This is a genomic window from Noviherbaspirillum aridicola (assembly GCF_019656455.1).
Lineage (GTDB): Bacteria > Pseudomonadota > Gammaproteobacteria > Burkholderiales > Burkholderiaceae_D > Noviherbaspirillum > Noviherbaspirillum aridicola.
The window spans coordinates 128590-148380 of record NZ_BPMK01000007.1 but is presented as its reverse complement, the minus strand read 5'-3'; the positions used below and the strand labels follow the sequence as shown (position 1 = coordinate 148380).

Below are 19791 nucleotides of genomic sequence, written 5' to 3'. Positions count from 1 at the left end.
CGGCCCGCCTGAATTGACCGCGGTCAATTCCGCGCTTGGTGCTTTTTTCTATCCCGGATTTCAGACATGAGGTTTTTGCTTGCCCTGATGTGGCTGCTGCACTGGCTGCCCCTGCCGCTGATCGGCCGTCTCGGCGAAGCGGTCGGCAGCCTGCTCTACCTGGCCATGGGCTCGCGCCGCCGCATCACGCTCACCAATCTGCGGCTGTGCCTGCCGGCGCTGCCGGAAAGCGAACGACGCGCGATCGCGCGCCGCCACTTCCAGCTGTACGCGCGCAGCATCCTCGAACGCGGCGTGCTCTGGTGGGCGCCGGAAGAACGGCTGCGCCGCCTGGTGGTGATGGATCCCGGCCTGCCGATGGCGCTGATCGAGTCCGGGCCGGTGATTCTCCTCTGTCCGCATTTTGTCTGCCTCGACGTGGCGGGCGCAGCGATCGCGCAGCAGATTTCGGCCTGCTCCATGTATGTGCCGCAAAAGAACAAGGTGTTCGACGAAGCGCTGCGCAAGGGCCGCGCCCGCTTCAAGCCGGTGCGGCTGTTCAACCGGCGCGATGGCATCAAGCCGGTGATCCGGGCGATGCGCGAGAAGCTGCCGTTCTTCATGCTGCCGGACATGGACTTCGGGCCGCGCGACGCGGAATTCGTCCCCTTCTTCGGCATCCCGGCCGCGACCCTCAGCGCCCCGGCGCGCATCGCCGGCATGACCGGCGCGCGCGTGGTGCCGGTGATCGCGACCTATCTTCCCGGCTACCGCGGCTGGAAAGTGACGTTCTATCCCGCCTGGGAAAACTATCCGGGCGACGACATCACCGAGGCCACGCGCCGCATGAACGCCTTCATCGAAGAGCGTGTGCTGGAAGCGCCGGCCGAGTATTTCTGGGCGCACCGCCGCTTCAAGACGCGGCCGCCCGGGATGCCCGACGTGTATCGCGATGAACGCTGAACCGGACCTGCTGACGGACGAGCAGATCGCCCGCTTCCGTGACGAAGGATGGCTGCTGCTGCGCGGCGCGGTTTCATCCGCGACGCGCGAGGCGCTGCTGGCGGTCAGCCGCGATCATCTGCGGCGCGCGGTGCCGCCGGTCGAGTATGAAGCCGACCTCGGCTATCCGGGCGCGCCCGCCTCGCTCGATGCGCCGGGCGGCCGCACGGTGCGGCGGCTGCGCGGCGCCTGGCAGCGCGACCCGGTCTTCCGCGCGCAGGCGAGCGACCCGGCGCTGCTCGCCCGCCTGCGGCAATTGCTCGGGGCCGACATCCGGCTGTCGCTGGCCCATCACAACTGCGTGATGACCAAGCACCCGGGCTATGGCACGGCGACGGGCTGGCATCGCGACATCCGCTACTGGTCGTTCCAGCGCAATGAGCTGGTCTCCGTCTGGCTGGCGCTCGGCGACGAACGCGAAGACAACGGCGCGCTGAAGGTGATTCCGGGCTCGCATCGCATCGGCGTGCAGCCGCGGCAGCTGGACGAACTCGATTTCCTGCGGCCGGAAGTCGAGGAAAACCGCGCGCTCTTCGCGCAGGGCCGGGTGGTGGAGATGCAGGCGGGAGATGTGCTGTTCTTCCACAGCGGGCTGTTCCATGCCGCCGGCCGCAATGACAGCGGCGCGGTCAAGCATTCACTCGTATTCGCGTACCGGGCGGCGGACAACCTGCCGCTGCCCGGCAGCCGCTCCGGGCAGGGCGGCGACGTCGCGCTGTAGGCGCGCCGCCGCCCTGTCGCGTCAGAAGTCGAGCGAGGCCGAGATCACGAAGGTGCGCGGATTGCCGAGCACCAGGTAGCCGGCGCCGGGATAGCCGCCGGCCGAGGCCCAGTAGTCGCGGTCGGTGAGGTTCTCGACGCTGGCGCGCAGCGTGAGCATCTGCTTGCCGACGGTGGTCAGATAGCGCACGCCGGCATCGAGCCGGGTCCAGGCCGGCAGCTTCTGGGTATTCGCCGCATCCGCGTACTGGGAGCCGGTGCGCAGCACGCGTCCGGTCAGGGTCAGGCCCTGCACGCCGGGAATGTCCCACTCCGCGCCGAGATTGGCCTGATACTTCGGCGCGCCGATCACGTCATTGCCGTCGTTGCCGGCGGCGCCGGTGTCCTTCTGCTCGGCATCGAGCAGCGTGAGGCCGCCGAGCAGGCGCAGGCCGGGCATGGCGCGGCCGTAGACAGTCAGCTCCAGCCCGCGGTTGCGCTGCTCTCCGCTGACGGAAAACACATTCGCCGCATCTTCCACGCCTTGCGGCTGCCGCACGTCGAACAGCGCGACGCCGGCGCCGAAGCTGCCGTTGTCATACTTGGCGCCGATCTCCTTCTGCTTCGACCGGCTGGGGGAGAAGACGTCGTTGGGGTTGGCGGAATCGAACGCCGGCGTCGGCGCCCTGGTCAGCGCCTCGGCATAGTTCGCGTACAGGGAAAGGCCGCTCATCGGCTTGTAGACGAGGCCGGCGACGGGCGTCACGGCGCTCTTGTCGTAGCGCCCGGTCTCGGCCCCGGTGCCGGCGGCGTAGCCGGTCTCCTTCAGTTTCTGGTGACGGGCGCCGAGCGTCAGCAGCACGCTGTCCTGCGCAAACGACAGAGTGTCGGAGACGGCAATGCTGGACAGCCTGGTCTTGCGGGTGACGCGCGGGTCGGACAGGTCGCCGGTCGCCGGGACGTCGGGGGGCGGCACGTCGACGGGATCGTACAGGTTGGAGCGGATGTCGCCGCCGAACGCGAAGGCGTTGCGCTCCTTCAGGTCGAATGCGGAGGCGGAGACGGCCAGCGTATGGCCGACATCGCCGGTGCGCAGCTTCGCGCGCACGCCGGCCTCGCCGGTCCTGACCGTGTCCCGGCGTGCATTGTCGAAGCGGAAGCCGCCGGTGTCGCCCGCATCGTTGAGCACGCGCGGCGTGTGCAGCGAGTTTTCTTCCTTGCCGCGACGCATGCCGGCGGCGGCCCAGGCGGTGATGTCGGCGCTGATGTCGACCTCGCCGCGCACGGTGCCGAAGACATCGCGCTCGTCCGAGTAGATCCACGGCTGGCCGTAATTCGACGAGGCATCCGGCGCGCGCGGCACGCGGATGCCCGGGCTGAGGTCCACGCTCGGGCGGGACTGGTCGAGCTTGTGCTCCTGATAGCCGACGTCGGCCGAGAGCCGGAAATTGCGTCCGCGGTGGTCGACGCCCACCGACAGCAGGTTCAGCTTGCGCTCTTCGTCGTCGATCGCGGTGCCGCCGTCGCGCCGCGCCGCGTTGATGCGGATGCCGGTGGCCTGGTCCTCGCCGAAGCGGCGCGCGAGATCGGTCGCGAGATAGCGCTGCCCCCCGCTTTCGATGCCCGCGGTGACCTGGCTGAGCGGCTCGCGCGGGGCGCGCTTGGGCACCAGGTTGATGGAGCCGCCGATGCCGCCGTTCCCCGGCGCCGCGCCGTTGAGGAAGGTATTCGCGCCGCGCAGCACTTCCACGCGCTCGAGCAGCTCGGTGGCGACGTACTGGCGCGGCAGGATGCCGTAGAGGCCGTTGTAGGCCATGTCGTCGGACTGCACGGGAAAGCCGCGGATGACGTACAGCTCCTGGTAGTTGCCGAAGCCGCGCGCCACGCGCACGGTGGGATCGTTCAACAGCACGTCGGCCACGCTGCGCGCCTGCTGGTCCTGGATCAGCTGCTGCGTATAGGCGGTGGCGCTGAACGGCGCATCCATCGTGCTCACGTTGCCGAGCATGCCGAGCCGGCTGCCGCGCGCGACCTGGCCGCCGGCGGCGGGCGGCGGCAAGCCTCCCTGCGAGGCGTCGGCGGAAGCATTGACGGTGACGGTCTGCAGTACGGTCTCGTCGGCCGCGGGCGGCGTCGGATTCTGGGCCTGTGCCGCGGCGGCGCAGGCAAGCAGGACGGCGGCGGCGACCGCCGACAGGGGAAACTCCGGGTTGCGCATGGAAGGCTGCCTTTCTGTGTTTATTATGAAACGCAAATGAGAACGATTCGCATTATAATTGCAGCTTCTCAGACCGGCAATCCGTTTTCCGGGGAATCACGATGACCGCTACGAGCCTGCGCCGCTGGGCGTGGATACACAAATGGAGCAGCCTGGTCTGCACCGTCTTCATGCTGCTGCTGTGCCTGACCGGCCTGCCGCTGATCTTCCATCATGAGATCGGCCATCTGCTCGGCACCGAGATCGAGGCGCCGGCGATGGCGCCGGACGCGCCGCGCGCCAGCCTGGACGAGGTGCTGGCCGTGGCCAAGGCGCGCCATCCCGGCAAGGAAGGCATGTTCGTGTCGCAGGAGCCGGACGACGACGCGATCTGGTACGTGACGCTGGCCGACACGCCGCGCTCGGACAGCGGCCTCAAGCAGGTGGCGGTGGATGCGCGCAGCGGGGAAGTGCTGGGCGAGCCGAGTCTCGATTCCGGCTTCATCCACGTGATGTACCAGCTGCATGTGGATCTGTTCGCCGGCCTGCCCGGCACCCTCTTCCTCGGCGCCATGGGCGTGCTGCTGCTGGCCGCCATCGTCTCGGGCGCGGTGCTGTACGGTCCCTTCATGCGCAAGCTTGCGTTCGGCACGGTGCGGCGCGAGGCCTCGCCGCGCACCCGCTGGCTGGACCTGCACAACCTGCTCGGCATCGTGACGCTGGCCTGGGCCTTCGTGGTCGGCCTCACCGGCGTCATCAATACGCTGGCCGATCCCATCATCGATCTGTGGCGCTTCGACGAGGTGAGCGAAATGACCGCGCCCTATCAGGGACTGCCGCCGCCGGAACGCTTCGCCTCGCTGCAGCGCTCGGTCGACGCCGCGCTGGCGATCGAGCCGGACATGACGGTGCGGTTCATCGCCTTCCCCGGCACCACCTTCTCCAGTCCGCATCACTATGGCGTGTTCCTGCGCGGCGACGCGCCGCTGACCTCGCGCCTGGTCAAGCCGGTGCTGGTCGACGCGCGCGACGCCACGGTGACCGACAGCCGCGAGCTGCCTTGGTACGTCACCGGGCTGCTGCTGTCGCAGCCGCTGCATTTCGGCGACTACGGCGGCAGGCCGCTGCAGATACTGTGGGCGGTGCTGGACGTCGCCACCATCGTGGTGCTGGGCAGCGGGCTGTATCTGTGGCTGCGGCGCCGGCGCACCGCCGAGGACAGGGATCCGCTGCCGGCCGGGGCGGAGGTGCGGCAATGAGCGCGCGCGGGGTGCGGGTGTGGCGGGCGCCGCTCATCGTCGGCGCGCTGACGGTCGCCGGGCTGCTCGCGGCGCTGGTCGGCGACGGCGCATGGGACTGGGCGGGCGCGGCGGCGCTCGCGGTGCCGGCCTGGCTGTGCGCCTGGTACGGCGTGCTGCGCCGCTGAGCGGACGACGGCCGGCGGCCTCAGCGGCCGTCCGGGAAGAAGCCGCCCGTGAGCAGCCTGAACATCGTCTCCAGCTGCCGCAGATACAGGCCCTGCGCCTCGGCCAGCATGCGCTGATATGCCTGCATCGCCAGCATGCCTTCCCACTCCTCGGTCACCAGCCGGCCGTCGGCATACCGCGCCTCGCGGCGGCGGATCGCCGGGCCATCCTCGCCGATCGTGATTTCGGTGCAGGCATAGCGGAAGGAGAACAGGCCCTGCTCCGGCGGCTGGAGCGGCAGCAGGGGCAGCAGCGGCGGCCAGGCCGGCAGCACCGGGATAGCCTGCGCCTGCGGCACCAGCGCCGGTTCGCGGCGCGCGTCGTCCTGTTCGCTGCTCATGCTTCGCCTCCTATCACCAGGTTGCCGATCGCGGCGCTCATCGCATCGTCCACCGTGTCGAGCCAGACGAACTCCAGCTCGCGCAGCGCCTGCGCCGGTATCTCGTCGATGTCCTTGCGGTTGCGGGCCGGCAGCAGCAGCAGGCGGATGCCGGCCTGCAGCGCGGCCAGCACTTTTTCCTTGATGCCGCCGACGGGCAGCACCAGGCCGCGCAGGCTGATTTCGCCGGACATCGCGCAGTCGCTGCGCACCGGCCTGCCGCGCACCAGCGAAGCCAGCGCCACATAGATGGCGACGCCCGCGCTCGGGCCGTCCTTGGGCATGGCGCCCGCCGGCACGTGCACATGCACGTCGTGGCGGTCGAACAGGCTGGCGTCGATATGCAGCTCCGCGCAATGCGCCTTCACCAGGGTCAGCGCGGCCTGCGCGCTCTCCTTCATCACGTCGCCGAGCTGGCCGGTCAGGATCAGCTTGCCGCTGCCCGGCATCCGGCTGGCTTCGATGAACAGGATGTCGCCCCCAGCGGGCGTCCATGCGAGGCCGGTGGCGACGCCGGGCAGGCTGGTGCGCATGGCCAGCTCGCTCTCGAACTTGCGCGGGCCGAGTATGGCCGGCAGCTTGCCGGCGTCGACCCGCAGCGCCCCGCCCTCGCCCTCGGCGACGCGCATCGCCGCGTGGCGGAACACGTTGCCGACCTCGCGCTCGAGGTTGCGCACGCCGGCCTCGCGCGTGTAGTCGCGGATGATCGCGTGCAGCGCGTCGTCGGCGAGCGTGCACTGGCCGGGCTGCAGGCCGCTGGCCTCGCGCTGCCGCTCGACCAGGTAGCGGCGCGCGATCTGCAGCTTCTCCTCTTCCGTGTAGCCGGGCAGCTGCAGCACTTCCATCCGGTCCTGCAGCGGGCCGGGAATGGTTTCGAGCATGTTGGCGGTGCAGATGAACATGACGTCCGACAGATCGAAGCTCATGCCGAGATAGTTGTCGCGGAAGCTGTTGTTCTGCTCCGGATCGAGCACCTCCAGAAGCGCGGACGCCGGGTCGCCCTGCACGCCGGCGCCGAGCTTGTCGATCTCGTCGAGCATCAGCACGCAGTGGCGGCTGCCGGCGCGCCGCAGCGCCTGCAGGATGTTTCCGGGCAGCGCGCCGACATAGGTGCGGCGGTGGCCGCGCACTTCCGCCTCGTCGTGCACGCCGCCGAGGCTGACGCGGGCGAAGCGCCGGCCGGTGGCGCGCGCGATGCTGGCGCCGAGCGAGGTCTTGCCGACGCCCGGCGGTCCGGCGAAGCAGAGGATGGGGCTCTTGCCCTGCGGGTTGAGCTTGCGCACCGCCAGGTATTCGAGGATGCGGCGCTTGACCTTGTGCAGCCCGAAATGCTCTTCGTCGAGGATGCGGCGCGCGACGGCGATGTCGATCGTCTCGCGCGGCGCCTGCGCCCAGGGCAGTTCGCACAGCCATTCCAGCCACGCGATCAGCATCGAGTATTCGGGCGAGCTCTCGGGCATGCGCGCCAGCCGCTGCAATTCCTTGCGCGCATGGACATCGGCCTCGGCCGGCAGCGCCGCCCGGTCGAGCGCCTCGGCCAGCCGCGCGATCTCGCCGTCCTCGCTGTCGGCATCCATCTCGCCCAGCTCTTCGCGTATGGTCCTGAGCTGCTCGCGCAGCAGGAACTCGCGCTGGCGGTCGTCGATGCGTTCCTTGGTCTGGGCATTGATCTGCTGCGACAGGCGCAGCACTTCGATGCGGTCGTTGAGGTAGCCGAGCACCTTGTCCAGCCGCAATTGCAGCTCGTCCGCCTCCAGCAGTTCCTGCTTTTGCTGCAGCGGAAAATCGATCAGCCCGGCGACGAAGTCGGCGAGCGCGGCCGCCGAACTCACGCCCTCGGTGGCGCTGACCAGCTCCAGCGGCGCCTGCGGCAGCAGCTCGATGATCTCGGCGGTGCGCTGCTTGAGCTGCAGCATCCGCGCCTCGATGCCGGCGCGCTGCTCTTCCTCGTCTTCGAGGCGGTGCACTCTGGCGACATGAAACGGATAGCCGGCGAGAAATTCCAGCACCCGGAAGCGCTGCTGTCCCTGGCAGACCATGTAGTGATTGCCGTCCTCGGACTGCACATAGCGCAGGATGCTGGCGGCGGTGCCCACGCTGTGCAGCTGGTCGGGCTGGGGCAGGTCGACGGCGGCGTCGTGCTGCAGCAGCAGCCCGACCTCGGCGCCGTGCCGCACCGCCTGCCTGGCGGCCGCGATCGAGCTGTCGCGCCCGACGCTGATCGGCAGGACCATGCCCGGAAACAGCACCATCGCGCGCAGCGGAATGATGACCATCGCGTCGGCGGGCAGTGGCGGCAGCGCCGCGCCGGCCTCGTGTTGCTCTTCGGTGCCGGACGGCGCGTGCGCGCCCAGCACGCTCTCCAGCATGGCAGCCTGTTCGGCCTTGTTCATCGCCTGGTCCTTCCTGACTCGGGGATGCGTGCATGGCACGCGACGTCAGCGGGGTTGGACAGGGACACCGCCGTGCTGTTCCGGCACGGTTGGTTCAAACGCCGGAGGGAGTGAGCAGGAACAAACCTGTTGCCACCCTTCGGCGGCGGCGGGTTTCGTGCAGAACTTTTTCAATAGCGCTCACTCAACCTGACTTTGCACAGGAGGACTGCCATGGACCCGGCACTCAACGGAATGCGCGTCGCCATCCTCGTCACCGACGGTTTCGAGCAGATTGAGCTGACCGAACCCAAGCGCATGCTGGAACAGGAAGGCGCGGTGACCACGCTCGTCTCCGACCGCTTCGATGAAGTACAGGGGGTCAACCATGACAAGCCGGCCGACCGCTTTCCGGTCGAGCTGCTCTTGCGGGAAGCCGACGCCAAGGCCTTCGACGCGGTACTGCTGCCCGGCGGGAAAGACAACGGCGCCAGGCTGCGCGAGATCCCGGAAGCGCAGGGCTTCGTGCAGCAGATCCAGGAAGACGGCAAGACGATCGCGGTGATCTGCCACGGCGGCTGGCTGCTGGTGTCGGCGGGGCTGGTGGAAGGACGCACCCTGACCAGCCACGCCGACCTGGAACAGGACATCCGCAACGCCGGCGGCAACTGGGTCGACGAGGAAGTGGTGGTCGACGGCAATCTCGTCAGCAGCCGCGTACCGGAGGATCTCCCCGCCTTCAACAGCAAGATGGTGGAAGTGATCGCCGAGCGGATGCGCGCCAATCTGCGGGGCACGGCGGACGAGCACGCGGTGGGCATCGCGAGCAGCTAGGCTTGCGCGGGGCCGGCGTCGCCGGGTTGGATGGCGTGGGGCAGGAGGTCGCGCCGCCCGGCGAAGCTTGTACCACCTCCGCCGGGCCGGCCGCGCCCGAGCCAGTAGTGCCGGCGTCCCTGCCGGCCCGAACCACGTACGTCCGGAGATAGCCTGATACACGGCCCGCGCCACCCGCCAACGGCCGTGCCGCCTTCGCCGCAAAGCCCCGCGCGCAATCAGTTCCGCGCATGGGACAGGTGAAAACTCTCCAGTCCCTCGAAGTGCTCCATCTCGCGCGCCAGTTCGCTGATCGGCGAACCGCTCGTCTTGCTGAACGCGACCGCGACGAGGTGCCATTCCACCTTGCCCTCGGCCATCGAGATCGAGATCGAGCCGGGGGCGATTTCATAGCCGCGCTTGACGGCCGCCTCGCGCAGCGCCGCCTCGCCGGGCGCACAACCCGGCCTGAAGCGCATGACGATGGCGATCGCCTGGCGTGACGGCAGCCAGCTGGTCATCCTGGGCACCCAGATCATGCAGATCGCCGACATCAGCGCCAGCAGCATTGCCGAGAGATAAAAGCCCACCCCGACCAGCACGCCGATGACCGAGGTCGCCCAGATGGAGGCGGCGGTGGTCAGGCCGCTGATGTTGAAGCCTTCCTTCATGATGACGCCGGCGCCGAGGAAGCCGATGCCGGTGACGATGCCCTGCACGATGCGGGTCGGGTCGGCGCCGATGGCGATCATCGCCTGCCCGCCGTACCAGTCGGCCGGATGGCCGGCGATCACCGTGAGCGCGGCCGAGGCCATGCACACCAGGCCGTAGGTGCGCATGCCGGCGGCGCGCCCGCGATAGGACCGCTCGTAGCCGACCAGCAGGCCGAGCAGCAGCGCGCCGGTCAGGCTGAAGAAGACGATCATGTTGGCCGCCACCACGTGGCCGGACCAGAAGGCGGCAAGGGATTCGAAACTGGGCAAGTCGGCGTAAAAGCTGGTCATTGACGTCCTGTATGTGGCGTGGCTCGGAGCGCGGGTTCCGGTGGTCCCGTCAGGCGCGGAAGCGCCGCAGTCCGTCGAGATCGAGTATCTGTATGCCGCCGTAATCGACCTTCAGCAATCCCTCCCTTTCCAGCACCTGCAGCGCCTGGTTGGCGCGCTGGCGGGAAGCGCCGGACAGATAGCCGATTTCCTCCTGCGAGATCTGCAGCAGGGTGTCGGCGCCCGGATAGAGATGGCTGTTGAACATCGCCGCCAGGCAGCGCGCCACGCGGGCGTCGACATCCAGCATGCGGTCGAACTCGACCATGCCGATGAACTGCCCGAGCCGCTCGTTGAGCTGCATTAAGAGAAAACGGGTGAACGGCAGGCTGTTATCGAGCAGCCAGTTGAATGTGCGCACCGGCATGCGCGCGATGCGGCTGTCGCGCAGGGCGGTGACGTCGTACTTGCGCAGTTCGTTCTTGAGTATCGTGCCCTCGCCGAACCAGCCGCCGGCCGACAGCCCGGTGAAGGTGACGGTCTTGCCTTCGGCGGAGATGTTGGCCATCTTCACCAGGCCGTCCACCACGCCGATCCAGGCGTCGACCTTCTCGCCCTTGTGGCAGACATAGCCGCCCTTGGGCACGAACTGCTCGACGGTGTCCGCTTCCACCCGCGCCATCTGCTCGGGCGTCAGCCCCCGGGCCCAGATCGACTCGCGCAGAACCACGGCGAGCGGCTTTCTCTCGGAAGTCTTTGTGCGTTGCATCAAGTGTCTTTTCTGGTCGTTTTTGTTTTGATGAGGATTGTCAGCCGGATGACAGAGCACGAAAGCCGAAGTGTCTAGTATCCTTCACAGACAAAAAAAAGCACGGAGACATTGTAAGCCCGGTGACGCGCGGACACCACCAGCGCGCCGCGCTTACGCGTCCTCCGCTCCTGATGACGGTACGGCTGTTGGAAGAGAGTGGGACGATGGCACAAGCAAACCATATCGGCGGGGATACCTTCCCCCGCCTGCTGCTTCAGCATGCGCAGATCCGGCCGCACGCGCCGGCCTATCGCGAAAAGGACCTGGGCATCTGGCAGACCTTCACCTGGTCGCAGGTCGCCGACGAAGTGCAGGCATTCGCCTGCGGTCTGGCGGCGCTGGGCTTCCGGCGCGGCATGAACCTCGCCGTCATCGGCGACAACCGTCCCCGGCTGTACTGGGCGATGCTCGCGGCGCAATGCCTCGGCGGCGTTGCGGTGCCGCTCTACCAGGACGCGCCGGCGGCCGACATGGCCTATGTGCTGGCGGACGCGGAAATCGAGTTCGTCGTGGCGGAAGACCAGGAACAGGTCGACAAGCTGTTCGAGATCCGCGAAGGCCTCGATGCGCGCCTGCTGCGGCACGTGATCTATGACGACCCGCGCGGCATGCGCAACTACCGGCAGGACGGCCTGGCGTCATTCGACCAGGTGCAGCAGGCGGGCCGCAAGCAGGCCGCCGAACATCCCGACTTCTTCAGGCGGGAGATGGACGCCGGGCGCGGCGACGACATCGCCGTCATGCTCTATACCTCCGGCACCACCGGCAAGCCCAAGGGCGTATGCCAGACCCACCGCTCCTTCCTCGCGGCGGCGCAGGGCGGCGTCTCCTTCGACAAGCTGACCGACGCCGAGGACATCCTGTCCTACCTGCCGATGGCCTGGGTCGGCGACCACCTGTTCTCGTTCGCACAGCAGCTGGTGGCGGGCTTCACCGTCAACTGCCCCGAATCCGGCGAGACGGTGATGACCGACATGCGCGAGATCGGGCCCACTTATTATTTCGCGCCGCCGCGCATCTTCGAAAACATGCTGACCACGGTGATGATCCGCATGGAGGATGCCGGCGCGATCAAGCGCAAGCTGTTCCATCACTTCATGGAAGTGGCGCGCCGCGTCGGCGCCGACATCCTCGACGGCAAGAAGGTCGGCCTGCTCGACCGCCTGAACTACCGGCTCGGCGGCCTGCTGATCTACGGCCCCCTCAAGAACGTGCTCGGCCTGTCGCGGGTGCGGGTGGCCTACACCGCCGGCGCCGCGATCGGCCCCGACCTGTTCCGCTTCTATCGCTCCATCGGCGTCAATCTCAAGCAGCTCTACGGCGCCACCGAGACCTGCGCCTACGTCTGCCTGCAGCCGGACGGCCAGATCAAGTTCGACAGCGTCGGCCTGCCCGCCCCGGGCGTCGAGGTCAAGCTCGCGCCCAACGGCGAAGTGCTGGTGCGCTCGACGGCCATGCTGCAGGGCTATTACAAGCGGCCCGACGCCACCGCCGAAGTGCTCGACGACGAAGGCTACTTCCATACCGGAGACGCCGGCATGCTCGACGAACACGGCCACCTGAAGATCATCGACCGCGCCGCCGACGTCGGCCGCATGAACACCGGCCAGATGTTCGCGCCCAACTACATCGAGAACAAGCTGAAGTTCTTCCCCTTCATCAAGGAAGCGGTGGCCTTCGGCGACCGGCGCGACATGGTCTGCGCCTTCATCAACATCGACATGGACGCGGTCGGCAACTGGGCCGAGCGGCGCGGCATTCCCTATGCCGGCTACACCGACCTCGCGGGCAAGAACGAAACCTACGACCTGATCGCGGAATGCGTGGAGAAAGTCAACGCCGACCTTGCCGCCGAACCGATGATGGCGGGCACGCAGATCCACCGCTTCCTGGTGCTGCACAAGGAACTCGACCCGGACGACGACGAGCTGACCCGCACCCGCAAGGTGAGGCGCCGCTTCATCGCCGAGAAGTACAAGGTCCTGATCGACGCCCTGTACGCCGGCCGCACCATCCAGCACATCGAGACGCAGGTCAAGTTCGAGGACGGCCGCCAGGGCGTGGTCGCCGCCGACCTGCGCATCGTCGACGTCAAGACCTGGGATTCACTGAAAGAGGCCGCCTGACATGCAAGCACAACGCAAGATCGGCGAGGTCATCCTCGACCTGCGCAACATCTCGCTCGCCTTCGGCGGCGTCAAGGCCCTGACCGACATCTCCTTCGACGTGCGCGAACACGAGATCCGCGCCATCATCGGCCCCAACGGCGCCGGCAAGAGCTCCATGCTCAACGTCATCAACGGCGTCTACCGGCCGCAGCAGGGCGAGATCGTCTACCGCGGCCAGCACCGCAAGGACATGAACACCTACGCGGCGGCCAAGAGCGGCATCGCCCGGACCTTCCAGAACATCGCGCTGTTCAAGGGCATGAGCGTGCTGGACAACATCATGACCGGCCGCAATCTCAAGATCCAGACCAACTTCCTGCTGCAGGCTTTGTACTGGGGTCCGGCGCAGCGTGAAGAGCTTGCCCACCGCAGGAAAGTGGAAGAGATCATCGACTTCCTCGAGATCCAGCACATCCGCAAGACCCCGGTCAGCCGCCTGCCCTACGGCCTGCAAAAACGCGTCGAACTTGGCCGCGCCCTCGCCGCCGAGCCCGAAATCCTCCTGCTCGACGAACCGATGGCCGGCATGAACGTGGAAGAAAAGCAGGACATGTGCCGCTTCATCCTCGACGTCAACGACCAGTTCGGCACCACCATCGTCCTCATCGAACACGACATGGGCGTCGTCATGGACATCTCCGACCGCGTCGTCGTGCTCGACTACGGCAGGAAGATCGGCGACGGGACGCCGGAGGAGGTGAGGAGCAATCAGGATGTGATCAATGCATATCTTGGGGTGGCGCACTGAACGCAAGCTGAAGTAGTGCAGGCCTCCGTGCCTGCACAGCGGCGGCGGCAAGGGTTCATCGCCCCTGCAGACTCCGCAGGCACGGGCACGGAGGCCCATGCCACCTGGGACAGAACAGATGAAAAGTAGTGCAGGCCTCCGTGCCTGCGCAGCGGCGCCGGCAAGGGTTCATCGCCCCTGCAGACTCCGCAGGCACGGGCACGGAGGCCCATGCCACCTGGGACATGACGGATGAAGAGTAGTGCAGGCCTCCGTGCCTGCACAGCGGCGGCGGCAAGGGTTCGCAGCTCTTGCAGACTCCGCAGGCACGGGCACGGAGGCCCATGCCACCTGGGACGTGACGGATGAAAAGTAGTGCAGGCCTCCGTGCCTGCACAGCGGCGCCGGCAAGGGTTCATCGCTCTTGCAGACTCCGCAGGCACGGGCACGGAGGCCCATGCCACCTGGGACATGACGGATGAAAAGTAGTGCAGGCCTCCGTGCCTGCACAGCGGCGCCGGCAAGGGCTTCATCGCCCCATGCAGACTCCGCAGGCACGGGCACGGAGGCCCATGCCACCTGGGACGTGACGGATGAAAAGTAGTGCAGGCCTCCGTGCCTGCACAGCGGCGGCGGCAAGGGTCCGCAGCTCTTGCAGACTCCGCAGGCACGGGCACGGAGGCCCATGCCACCTGGTCGGCGGCGGCAAAAAAACGAGGAGACGCAACAACCATGGAATTGAACTTTTTCTTCGAAGTCCTGATAGGCGGCCTGCTGGCCGGCGTCATGTACGCCCTGGTAGCCCTGGGTTTCGTCCTCATCTACAAAGCCTCCGGCGTCTTCAACTTCGCCCAGGGCGCGATGGTCTTCTTCGCCGCCCTCACCTGCGTAGGCCTGGTGCAGACCTTCGACCTGTCCCTGTGGATCGCCATCCCGCTGACCATGGCCGCCATGGTGCTGCTCGGCCTCGCCACCGAGAGAATCGTATTGCGCCCGCTGGTCAACCAGCACGAAATCACGCTCTTCATGGCCACCATCGGCCTGACCTTCTTCGTCGAGGGCCTGGCCCAGCTGATCTGGGGCTCGCAGGTGCGCCGCCTCGACATCGGCATCGAAGACGTGCCGATCGAGTTCCTGATGGAGCGCTTCAACATCATGGTGTCCCGCTTCGACGTCACCGCCGCCGTGATCTGCGCGGTGCTGGTCACCGCGCTGGCGCTGTTCTTCTCCAAAACCAAGATCGGCCGTGCGCTGCGCGCCGTCGCCGACGACCACCAGGCCGCGCTCGCGGTCGGCATTCCGCTGCAGCAGATCTGGGGCATCGTCTGGGCGGTGGCCGGGTTCGTCGCGCTGGTCGCCGGCCTGCTCTGGGGCGCGCGCAACGGCGTGCAGTTCGCGCTCACCTTCGTCGCGCTCAAGGCGCTGCCGGTGCTCATCCTCGGCGGCTTCACCTCGATCCCGGGCGCCATCATCGGCGGCCTGATCATCGGTGCGTCGGAAAAACTGGCCGAGGTCTACATCGGTCCCATGGTCGGCGGCGGCATAGAGGGCTGGTTCCCGTACGTGCTGGCGCTGCTGTTCCTGCTGGTGCGGCCGGAAGGCCTGTTCGGCGAAAAAATCATTCGGAGGATCTGATCCATGCTCTACCGTGAAGCAGGCCAGTTCAAGATCAGCTACCAGGCCGACAGCCAGATCTTCCCGATCCGGCAGGACCGGCTGTTCATCATCGCGATGCTGGTGTTCGCATTCTTCGTGGTGCCGATGGTCGCGTCGCCCTATGTGTTCTCGGCCATCCTGATTCCCTTCCTGATCTTCGCGCTGGCGGCGCTCGGCCTCAACATCCTGACCGGCTACGCGGGCCAGCTGTCGCTCGGCAGCGCGGCCTTCATGGCGGTCGGCGCCTTCGCCGCCTACAACTTCATCCTGCGCGTGCCCGGCATCCCGGTGCTGGCCGCCTTCATCCTCGGCGGGCTGTGCGCGGCCGCGGTCGGCGTGGCCTTCGGCCTGCCCTCGCTGCGCATCCGCGGCTTCTATCTCGCCGCCGCCACGCTGGCCACGCAGTTCTTCGTGGTGTGGTGCCTGACCAAGATCGGCTGGTTCACCAACTACAGCTCCTCGGGCGTGATCACCGCGCAGCGCATCACCATACTCGGCTACAACTTCGACACCCCGGCGAGCAAGTATGTGCTGACCCTGGCCATCGTCAGCGTGATGGCGCTGCTGATGAAGAACATGGTGCGCACCAATGTGGGCCGCTCCTGGATGGCGGTGCGCGACATGGACGTGGCCGCGGAGGTGATCGGTTTCCGCCTGATGCGCACCAAGCTGCTGGCGTTCGCGGTCAGCTCCTTCTACTGCGGGGTGGCGGGCGCGCTGTATGCGTATGCCTATCTCGGCACCGTGGAGCCGGAGGCATACAGCCTGGACCTGTCCTTCCGCATCCTGTTCATGATCATCATCGGCGGCGTCGGCTCCATCATCGGCTCCTTCTTCGGCGCGGCCTTCATCGTGCTGCTGCCGATCCTGCTCAACATCATCGCCCACACGCTCGACCTGCCGACCTCGGTGGCCTCCAACCTGGAGCTGATGGTGTTCGGCGCGCTGATCATCTTTTTCCTGATCGTGGAGCCCCACGGGCTGGCACGGTTGTGGCAAATCGCGAAGGAAAAGCTGCGCCTGTGGCCTTTCCCGCATTGAATGGCAGTCAGACTATAACGAGGAGGTAGACATGAAGCTCATCAAGACCCTGCTGCTCGGCGCAGCCCTCGCCGGGACCGTGACGGTCGCGGCCGCCCAGGAACAGTTCATCCCCATCCTGTCGTACCGCGTCGGACCCTATGCGGCCGGCGGCTCCGGCTTCTTCGGCGGCGCCATCGACTACATGAACCTGGTCAACGCCAACGGCGGCATCAACGGCGTCAAGCTCAAGTGGGAAGAGTGCGAGACCGAATACAACGCCTCGCGCGGCGTCGAATGCTATGAGCGCCTGAAGTCGAGCAATGGCGGCGCCTCGCTGGTGGAGCCGCTCGCCACCGGCATCGCCTACGGCATCCTCGACCGCGTCGCCGTCGACAAGGTGCCGATGACCACGCTCGGCTACGGCCGCTCCGACGCCGCCAACGGCAAGGTGTTCCCGTATGTCTTCCCGCTGATTACCAGCTACTGGAACCAGGCGGCGGCGATGACCGCCTACCTCGGCAGCCAGCTCGGCGGCATGGACAAGCTCAAGGGCAAGAAGATCGTCCACCTGTATCACGACTCGGCCTTCGGCAAGGAGCCGTTGCCGGTGCTGGAGGCGCAGGCCCAGCAGTACGGCTTCGAGCTGATCAAGATCCCGGTCGCGCATCCCGGCAACGAGCAGCAGTCGCAATGGCTGCAGATCCGCCAGGCGCGGCCGGACTACGTGATCCTGTGGGGCTGGGGCGTGATGAATGCGGTGGCGATCAAGACCGCGCAGCGCAACGGCTTCCCGCGCGAGAAGATCCTCGGCGTGTGGTGGGCGGGCTCGGAAGAGGACACCATCCCGGCGGGCGACGCGGCCAAGGGCTACACCACGATGACCTTCAACACGCCGGGCAACTATCCGGTCCTCGACGAGATCCGCAAGAAGGTCTATGACGCCGGCCGCGGCAACCTGGCCGACAAGAACCGGGTCGGGTCCGTCTATCACATGCGCGGCGTGACCGCCGGCATCCTGTGGACCGAGGCGATCCGCAAGGCGCAGGAAAAATACGGCAAGGGCAAGGTGCTGACCGGCGAGCAGATCCGCTGGGGCTTCGAGAACCTGAACATCGACGAGGCGCGCCAGAAGCAGCTCGGCGCCTTCGGCATGTTCCCGGTGGTGAAGACCTCGTGCGAGGACCATGAGGGTTCGGGCGCGGTCAAGGTGCAGCAGTGGGACGGCAGCAAGTGGGTGGCGATCACCAAGGACTGGGTGGTCGGCGACAAGGCGCTGACCCGCAAGCTGCTGGAAGAGTCGTCCAACAAGTACGCGGCCGAGAAGAACATCAAGGCCGCCTGCATGGACTGATGTCCGAGCCGGCCTCCGGCGACGGAGGCCGGCCCGCCAACGATACAGGAGTGCCATGAGCGCCGTGCCGATTGCTTCATCCCCGACCTGCCTGTCGGTCAACAATATCGAGGTCATCTACGATCATGTGATCCTGGTGCTCAAGGGCGTGTCCCTGCAGGTGCCCAAGGGCCGCATCGTCGCGCTGCTCGGCGCCAACGGCGCCGGCAAGTCGACCACCATGAAATCCATCTCCACCCTGCTGCGCGGCGAGCGCGGCGAGGTGACCAAGGGCAGCATCGAATTCATGGGCGAGCGGGTCGACCAGCTCACCCCGAACGAACTCGTCAAGCGCGGCCTCTCGCAGGTGATGGAGGGGCGGCACTGCTTCGCGCACCTGACGATAGAGGAAAACCTGCTGACCGGCGCCTATACCCGGCGCATCTCCCGCAAGGAGCTCAATGACCAGCTGGAGATGGTCTACACTTATTTCCCGCGCCTGAAGCAGCGGCGCGGTTCGCAGGCCGGCTACACCTCCGGCGGCGAACAGCAGATGTGCGCGATCGGCCGCTCGCTGATGGCGCGGCCGTCGATGATCCTGCTCGACGAGCCGTCCATGGGACTGGCGCCGCAGATCGTGGAAGAGATCTTCGAGATCGTCAGGGATCTCAACGGCAAGGAGGGCGTGTCCTTCCTCGTGGCCGAGCAGAACACCAACGTCGCGCTGCGCTACGCCGACTTCGGCTACATCCTGGAGAACGGCCGGGTGGTGATGGAAGGGCGCGCGCAGGACCTGGCGGCGAACGAGGATGTGAAGGAGTTTTACCTCGGCGTCTCCGGCGCGGGACGCAAGAGTTTCCGCGACATGAAGTTCTATCGCCGGCGCAAGCGCTGGCTGGCATAGAGGGCAGCGCCATGAACGATCACCTCGATGGACTGGAGCTGCGCGACCCCGCGCAGCGCGAGCGGGAACTGATGGCGGGGCTGCCGCAGCTGATCGCCGCCGCGCAGGGCGCGCCGGGCTGGGCGCGCATCCTGCGGGGCGTCGACGCGCGCGCGATCGACAGCCGCGCGGCGCTGGCGCAACTGCCGGTGACCCGCAAGTCGGATCTGAAATCGCTGCAGGAGGCGCAGCCGCCGTTCGGCGGGCTGACGGTGACGCCGCCGCGGCAGCTGCGCCGCCTGTTCATGTCGCCCGGGCCGATCTTCGATCCGGAGGGGCACGGCGCCGACTGGTGGCGATTCGCGCGGCCGATGGCGGCGCTCGGCCTGCGCGCCGGCCACCTGATCCAGAACTGCTTTTCCTATCATTTCACGCCGGCGGCCTTCATGGCCGAGGGCGGCGCCGCGCGCATCGGCTGCGCGGTGATCCCGGCCGGCATCGGCCAGACCGAGATGCAGGTGCAGGCGATCGCCGCGCTGATGCCGGACGCCTATGTCGGTACGCCGTCGTTCCTGAAGATCATCATCGAAAAGGCGCGCGAGATGGGCGCCGACATCCGCAGCATGCAGCGCGCGCTGGTCGGCGCCGAGGCGCTGCCGCCCTCGCTGCGCAAATGGCTGCAGGACAACGGCGTGCCGCAGGTGCTGCAGATGTACGGCTCGGCCGACGTCGGCAACATCGCCTATGAAAGCCAGACCGACGGCGAAGTCCATCCCGGCATGGTGCTGGACGAGGAGCTCATCCTCGAGATCGTGCGCCCGGGCACCGGCGATCCGGTGGCCGAGGGCGAGGTCGGCGAGGTGGTGGTCACCTCGTTCAATCCGGACTATCCGCTGGTGCGTTTCGGCACCGGCGATATGTCGGCGGTCCTGCCGGGCATCTCGCCCTGCGGCCGGACCAACACGCGCATCCGGGGCTGGATGGGTCGCGCGGATCAGACCACCAAGGTGCGCGCGATGTTCGTCCATCCTTCGCAGGTGGCGGAGATCGCGCGGCGCTTCCCGCAGATCGCCAGGGCACGGCTGGTGGTGAGCGGCACCATCGGCAACGACGTGATGACGCTGCACTGCGAAGTCGACGACGCGGCGGCGGTGCAGCCGGAGGCGCTGGTCGATGCGATACGGGATGTCACCAAGCTGCGCGGTGAAGTGAAGCTGGTCGGGCGCGGCAGCCTGCCGAACGACGGCAAGGTGATCGAAGACGCGCGCAGGTATGAGTGAGGCGGCCGGGCGTCTGCCCGGCC

General features: G+C 67.4%; 17 protein-coding genes. 12 read left to right on the top strand and 5 right to left on the bottom strand.

From position 1 onward, the window contains the following. Positions 1 to 66: 66 nt before the first annotated feature. Positions 67 to 942, top strand: a complete 876-nt coding sequence (locus tag NCCP691_RS09410; protein ID WP_220808008.1) for an LpxL/LpxP family acyltransferase — start codon at positions 67 to 69, stop codon at positions 940 to 942. Further along, positions 932 to 1702, top strand: a complete 771-nt coding sequence (locus NCCP691_RS09405; RefSeq protein WP_220808007.1) for a phytanoyl-CoA dioxygenase family protein — start codon at positions 932 to 934, stop codon at positions 1700 to 1702. Before NCCP691_RS09410 ends, NCCP691_RS09405 begins: the two co-directional genes overlap by 11 nt. Before the next feature lie 21 nt (positions 1703 to 1723). Here the strand turns inward: NCCP691_RS09405 and NCCP691_RS09400 are convergent, their stop codons facing one another. Continuing rightward, positions 1724 to 3898, bottom strand: a complete 2175-nt coding sequence (locus NCCP691_RS09400; RefSeq protein WP_220808006.1) for a TonB-dependent receptor — start codon at positions 3896 to 3898, stop codon at positions 1724 to 1726. Positions 3899 to 3999: 101 nt separating this feature from the next. On the opposite strand from NCCP691_RS09400, the gene NCCP691_RS09395 reads away from it, so the two are divergent. Continuing rightward, positions 4000 to 5136 carry a PepSY-associated TM helix domain-containing protein gene (locus tag NCCP691_RS09395; protein WP_220808005.1) on the top strand — a complete coding sequence of 379 codons (1137 nt, stop codon included), beginning with the start codon at positions 4000 to 4002 and terminating at the stop codon, positions 5134 to 5136. Next, a complete protein-coding gene (locus NCCP691_RS09390) occupies positions 5133 to 5303 on the top strand; it encodes a hypothetical protein (RefSeq protein ID WP_220808004.1) in 171 nt (56 codons plus the stop codon). Before NCCP691_RS09395 ends, NCCP691_RS09390 begins: the two co-directional genes overlap by 4 nt. 20 nt (positions 5304 to 5323) lie before the next feature. Here the strand turns inward: NCCP691_RS09390 and NCCP691_RS09385 are convergent, their stop codons facing one another. Both NCCP691_RS09385 and lon read right to left on the bottom strand, forming a co-directional pair. After that, the gene (locus NCCP691_RS09385; protein ID WP_220808003.1) at positions 5324 to 5683 is read right to left on the bottom strand and encodes a hypothetical protein; all 360 of its coding nucleotides are present in this window, start codon (positions 5681 to 5683) and stop codon (positions 5324 to 5326) included. Continuing rightward, entirely contained in the window at positions 5680 to 8115 is a 2436-nt protein-coding gene (gene lon, locus NCCP691_RS09380; protein WP_373870339.1) for an endopeptidase La, read from the bottom strand. The genes NCCP691_RS09385 and lon overlap by 4 nt, the downstream gene beginning before the upstream one ends. 213 nt (positions 8116 to 8328) lie before the next feature. On the opposite strand from lon, the gene NCCP691_RS09375 reads away from it, so the two are divergent. Next, positions 8329 to 8928, top strand: a complete 600-nt coding sequence (locus NCCP691_RS09375; RefSeq protein WP_220808002.1) for a type 1 glutamine amidotransferase domain-containing protein — start codon at positions 8329 to 8331, stop codon at positions 8926 to 8928. A 218-nt stretch (positions 8929 to 9146) separates the two neighbouring features. Here NCCP691_RS09375 and NCCP691_RS09370 read toward each other — a convergent pair whose 3' ends face one another. Together NCCP691_RS09370 and NCCP691_RS09365 are read right to left on the bottom strand one after the other, a co-directional pair. Beyond that, the gene (locus tag NCCP691_RS09370; protein WP_220808100.1) at positions 9147 to 9890 is read right to left on the bottom strand and encodes an MgtC/SapB family protein; all 744 of its coding nucleotides are present in this window, start codon (positions 9888 to 9890) and stop codon (positions 9147 to 9149) included. Between the two features lie 70 nt (positions 9891 to 9960). Beyond that, entirely contained in the window at positions 9961 to 10659 is a 699-nt protein-coding gene (locus NCCP691_RS09365; protein WP_220808001.1) for a Crp/Fnr family transcriptional regulator, read from the bottom strand. A gap of 206 nt (positions 10660 to 10865) precedes the next feature. On the opposite strand from NCCP691_RS09365, the gene NCCP691_RS09360 reads away from it, so the two are divergent. The 7 genes from NCCP691_RS09360 to NCCP691_RS09330 all read left to right on the top strand — a co-directional run bounded on the left by NCCP691_RS09360 (position 10866) and on the right by NCCP691_RS09330 (position 19768). Next, positions 10866 to 12827 carry an AMP-dependent synthetase/ligase gene (locus NCCP691_RS09360; protein ID WP_220808000.1) on the top strand — a complete coding sequence of 654 codons (1962 nt, stop codon included), beginning with the start codon at positions 10866 to 10868 and terminating at the stop codon, positions 12825 to 12827. Between the two features lies 1 nt (position 12828). After that, complete coding sequence (locus tag NCCP691_RS09355; RefSeq protein WP_220807999.1) at positions 12829 to 13617, top strand: ABC transporter ATP-binding protein; 789 nt, start codon at positions 12829 to 12831, stop codon at positions 13615 to 13617. A 717-nt stretch (positions 13618 to 14334) separates the two neighbouring features. Further along, complete coding sequence (locus NCCP691_RS09350) at positions 14335 to 15231, top strand: branched-chain amino acid ABC transporter permease (protein ID WP_220808099.1); 897 nt, start codon at positions 14335 to 14337, stop codon at positions 15229 to 15231. Between the two features lie 3 nt (positions 15232 to 15234). After that, positions 15235 to 16293 carry a branched-chain amino acid ABC transporter permease gene (locus tag NCCP691_RS09345; RefSeq protein ID WP_220807998.1) on the top strand — a complete coding sequence of 353 codons (1059 nt, stop codon included), beginning with the start codon at positions 15235 to 15237 and terminating at the stop codon, positions 16291 to 16293. 31 nt (positions 16294 to 16324) lie between these two features. Next, a complete protein-coding gene (locus NCCP691_RS09340; protein WP_220807997.1) occupies positions 16325 to 17626 on the top strand; it encodes an ABC transporter substrate-binding protein in 1302 nt (433 codons plus the stop codon). A 55-nt stretch (positions 17627 to 17681) separates the two neighbouring features. Continuing rightward, positions 17682 to 18509: an ABC transporter ATP-binding protein gene (locus NCCP691_RS09335; protein WP_220807996.1), complete on the top strand. Its 828-nt coding sequence runs from the start codon at positions 17682 to 17684 to the stop codon at positions 18507 to 18509. A gap of 11 nt (positions 18510 to 18520) precedes the next feature. After that, positions 18521 to 19768: a phenylacetate--CoA ligase family protein gene (locus NCCP691_RS09330; RefSeq protein WP_220807995.1), complete on the top strand. Its 1248-nt coding sequence runs from the start codon at positions 18521 to 18523 to the stop codon at positions 19766 to 19768. Positions 19769 to 19791: the final 23 nt, after the last annotated feature.

Coding starts and splice junctions, on each gene's coding strand:
- NCCP691_RS09410 (WP_220808008.1), top strand. CDS start 67: ATGAGGTTTTTGCTTGCCCTGATGTGGCTGCTGCACTGGCTGCCCCTG.
- NCCP691_RS09405 (WP_220808007.1), top strand. CDS start 932: ATGAACGCTGAACCGGACCTGCTGACGGACGAGCAGATCGCCCGCTTC.
- NCCP691_RS09400 (WP_220808006.1), bottom strand. CDS start 3,898: ATGCGCAACCCGGAGTTTCCCCTGTCGGCGGTCGCCGCCGCCGTCCTG.
- NCCP691_RS09395 (WP_220808005.1), top strand. CDS start 4,000: ATGACCGCTACGAGCCTGCGCCGCTGGGCGTGGATACACAAATGGAGC.
- NCCP691_RS09390 (WP_220808004.1), top strand. CDS start 5,133: ATGAGCGCGCGCGGGGTGCGGGTGTGGCGGGCGCCGCTCATCGTCGGC.
- NCCP691_RS09385 (WP_220808003.1), bottom strand. CDS start 5,683: ATGAGCAGCGAACAGGACGACGCGCGCCGCGAACCGGCGCTGGTGCCG.
- lon (WP_373870339.1), bottom strand. CDS start 8,115: ATGAACAAGGCCGAACAGGCTGCCATGCTGGAGAGCGTGCTGGGCGCG.
- NCCP691_RS09375 (WP_220808002.1), top strand. CDS start 8,329: ATGGACCCGGCACTCAACGGAATGCGCGTCGCCATCCTCGTCACCGAC.
- NCCP691_RS09365 (WP_220808001.1), bottom strand. CDS start 10,659: ATGCAACGCACAAAGACTTCCGAGAGAAAGCCGCTCGCCGTGGTTCTG.
- NCCP691_RS09360 (WP_220808000.1), top strand. CDS start 10,866: ATGGCACAAGCAAACCATATCGGCGGGGATACCTTCCCCCGCCTGCTG.
- NCCP691_RS09355 (WP_220807999.1), top strand. CDS start 12,829: ATGCAAGCACAACGCAAGATCGGCGAGGTCATCCTCGACCTGCGCAAC.
- NCCP691_RS09345 (WP_220807998.1), top strand. CDS start 15,235: ATGCTCTACCGTGAAGCAGGCCAGTTCAAGATCAGCTACCAGGCCGAC.
- NCCP691_RS09340 (WP_220807997.1), top strand. CDS start 16,325: ATGAAGCTCATCAAGACCCTGCTGCTCGGCGCAGCCCTCGCCGGGACC.
- NCCP691_RS09335 (WP_220807996.1), top strand. CDS start 17,682: ATGAGCGCCGTGCCGATTGCTTCATCCCCGACCTGCCTGTCGGTCAAC.
- NCCP691_RS09330 (WP_220807995.1), top strand. CDS start 18,521: ATGAACGATCACCTCGATGGACTGGAGCTGCGCGACCCCGCGCAGCGC.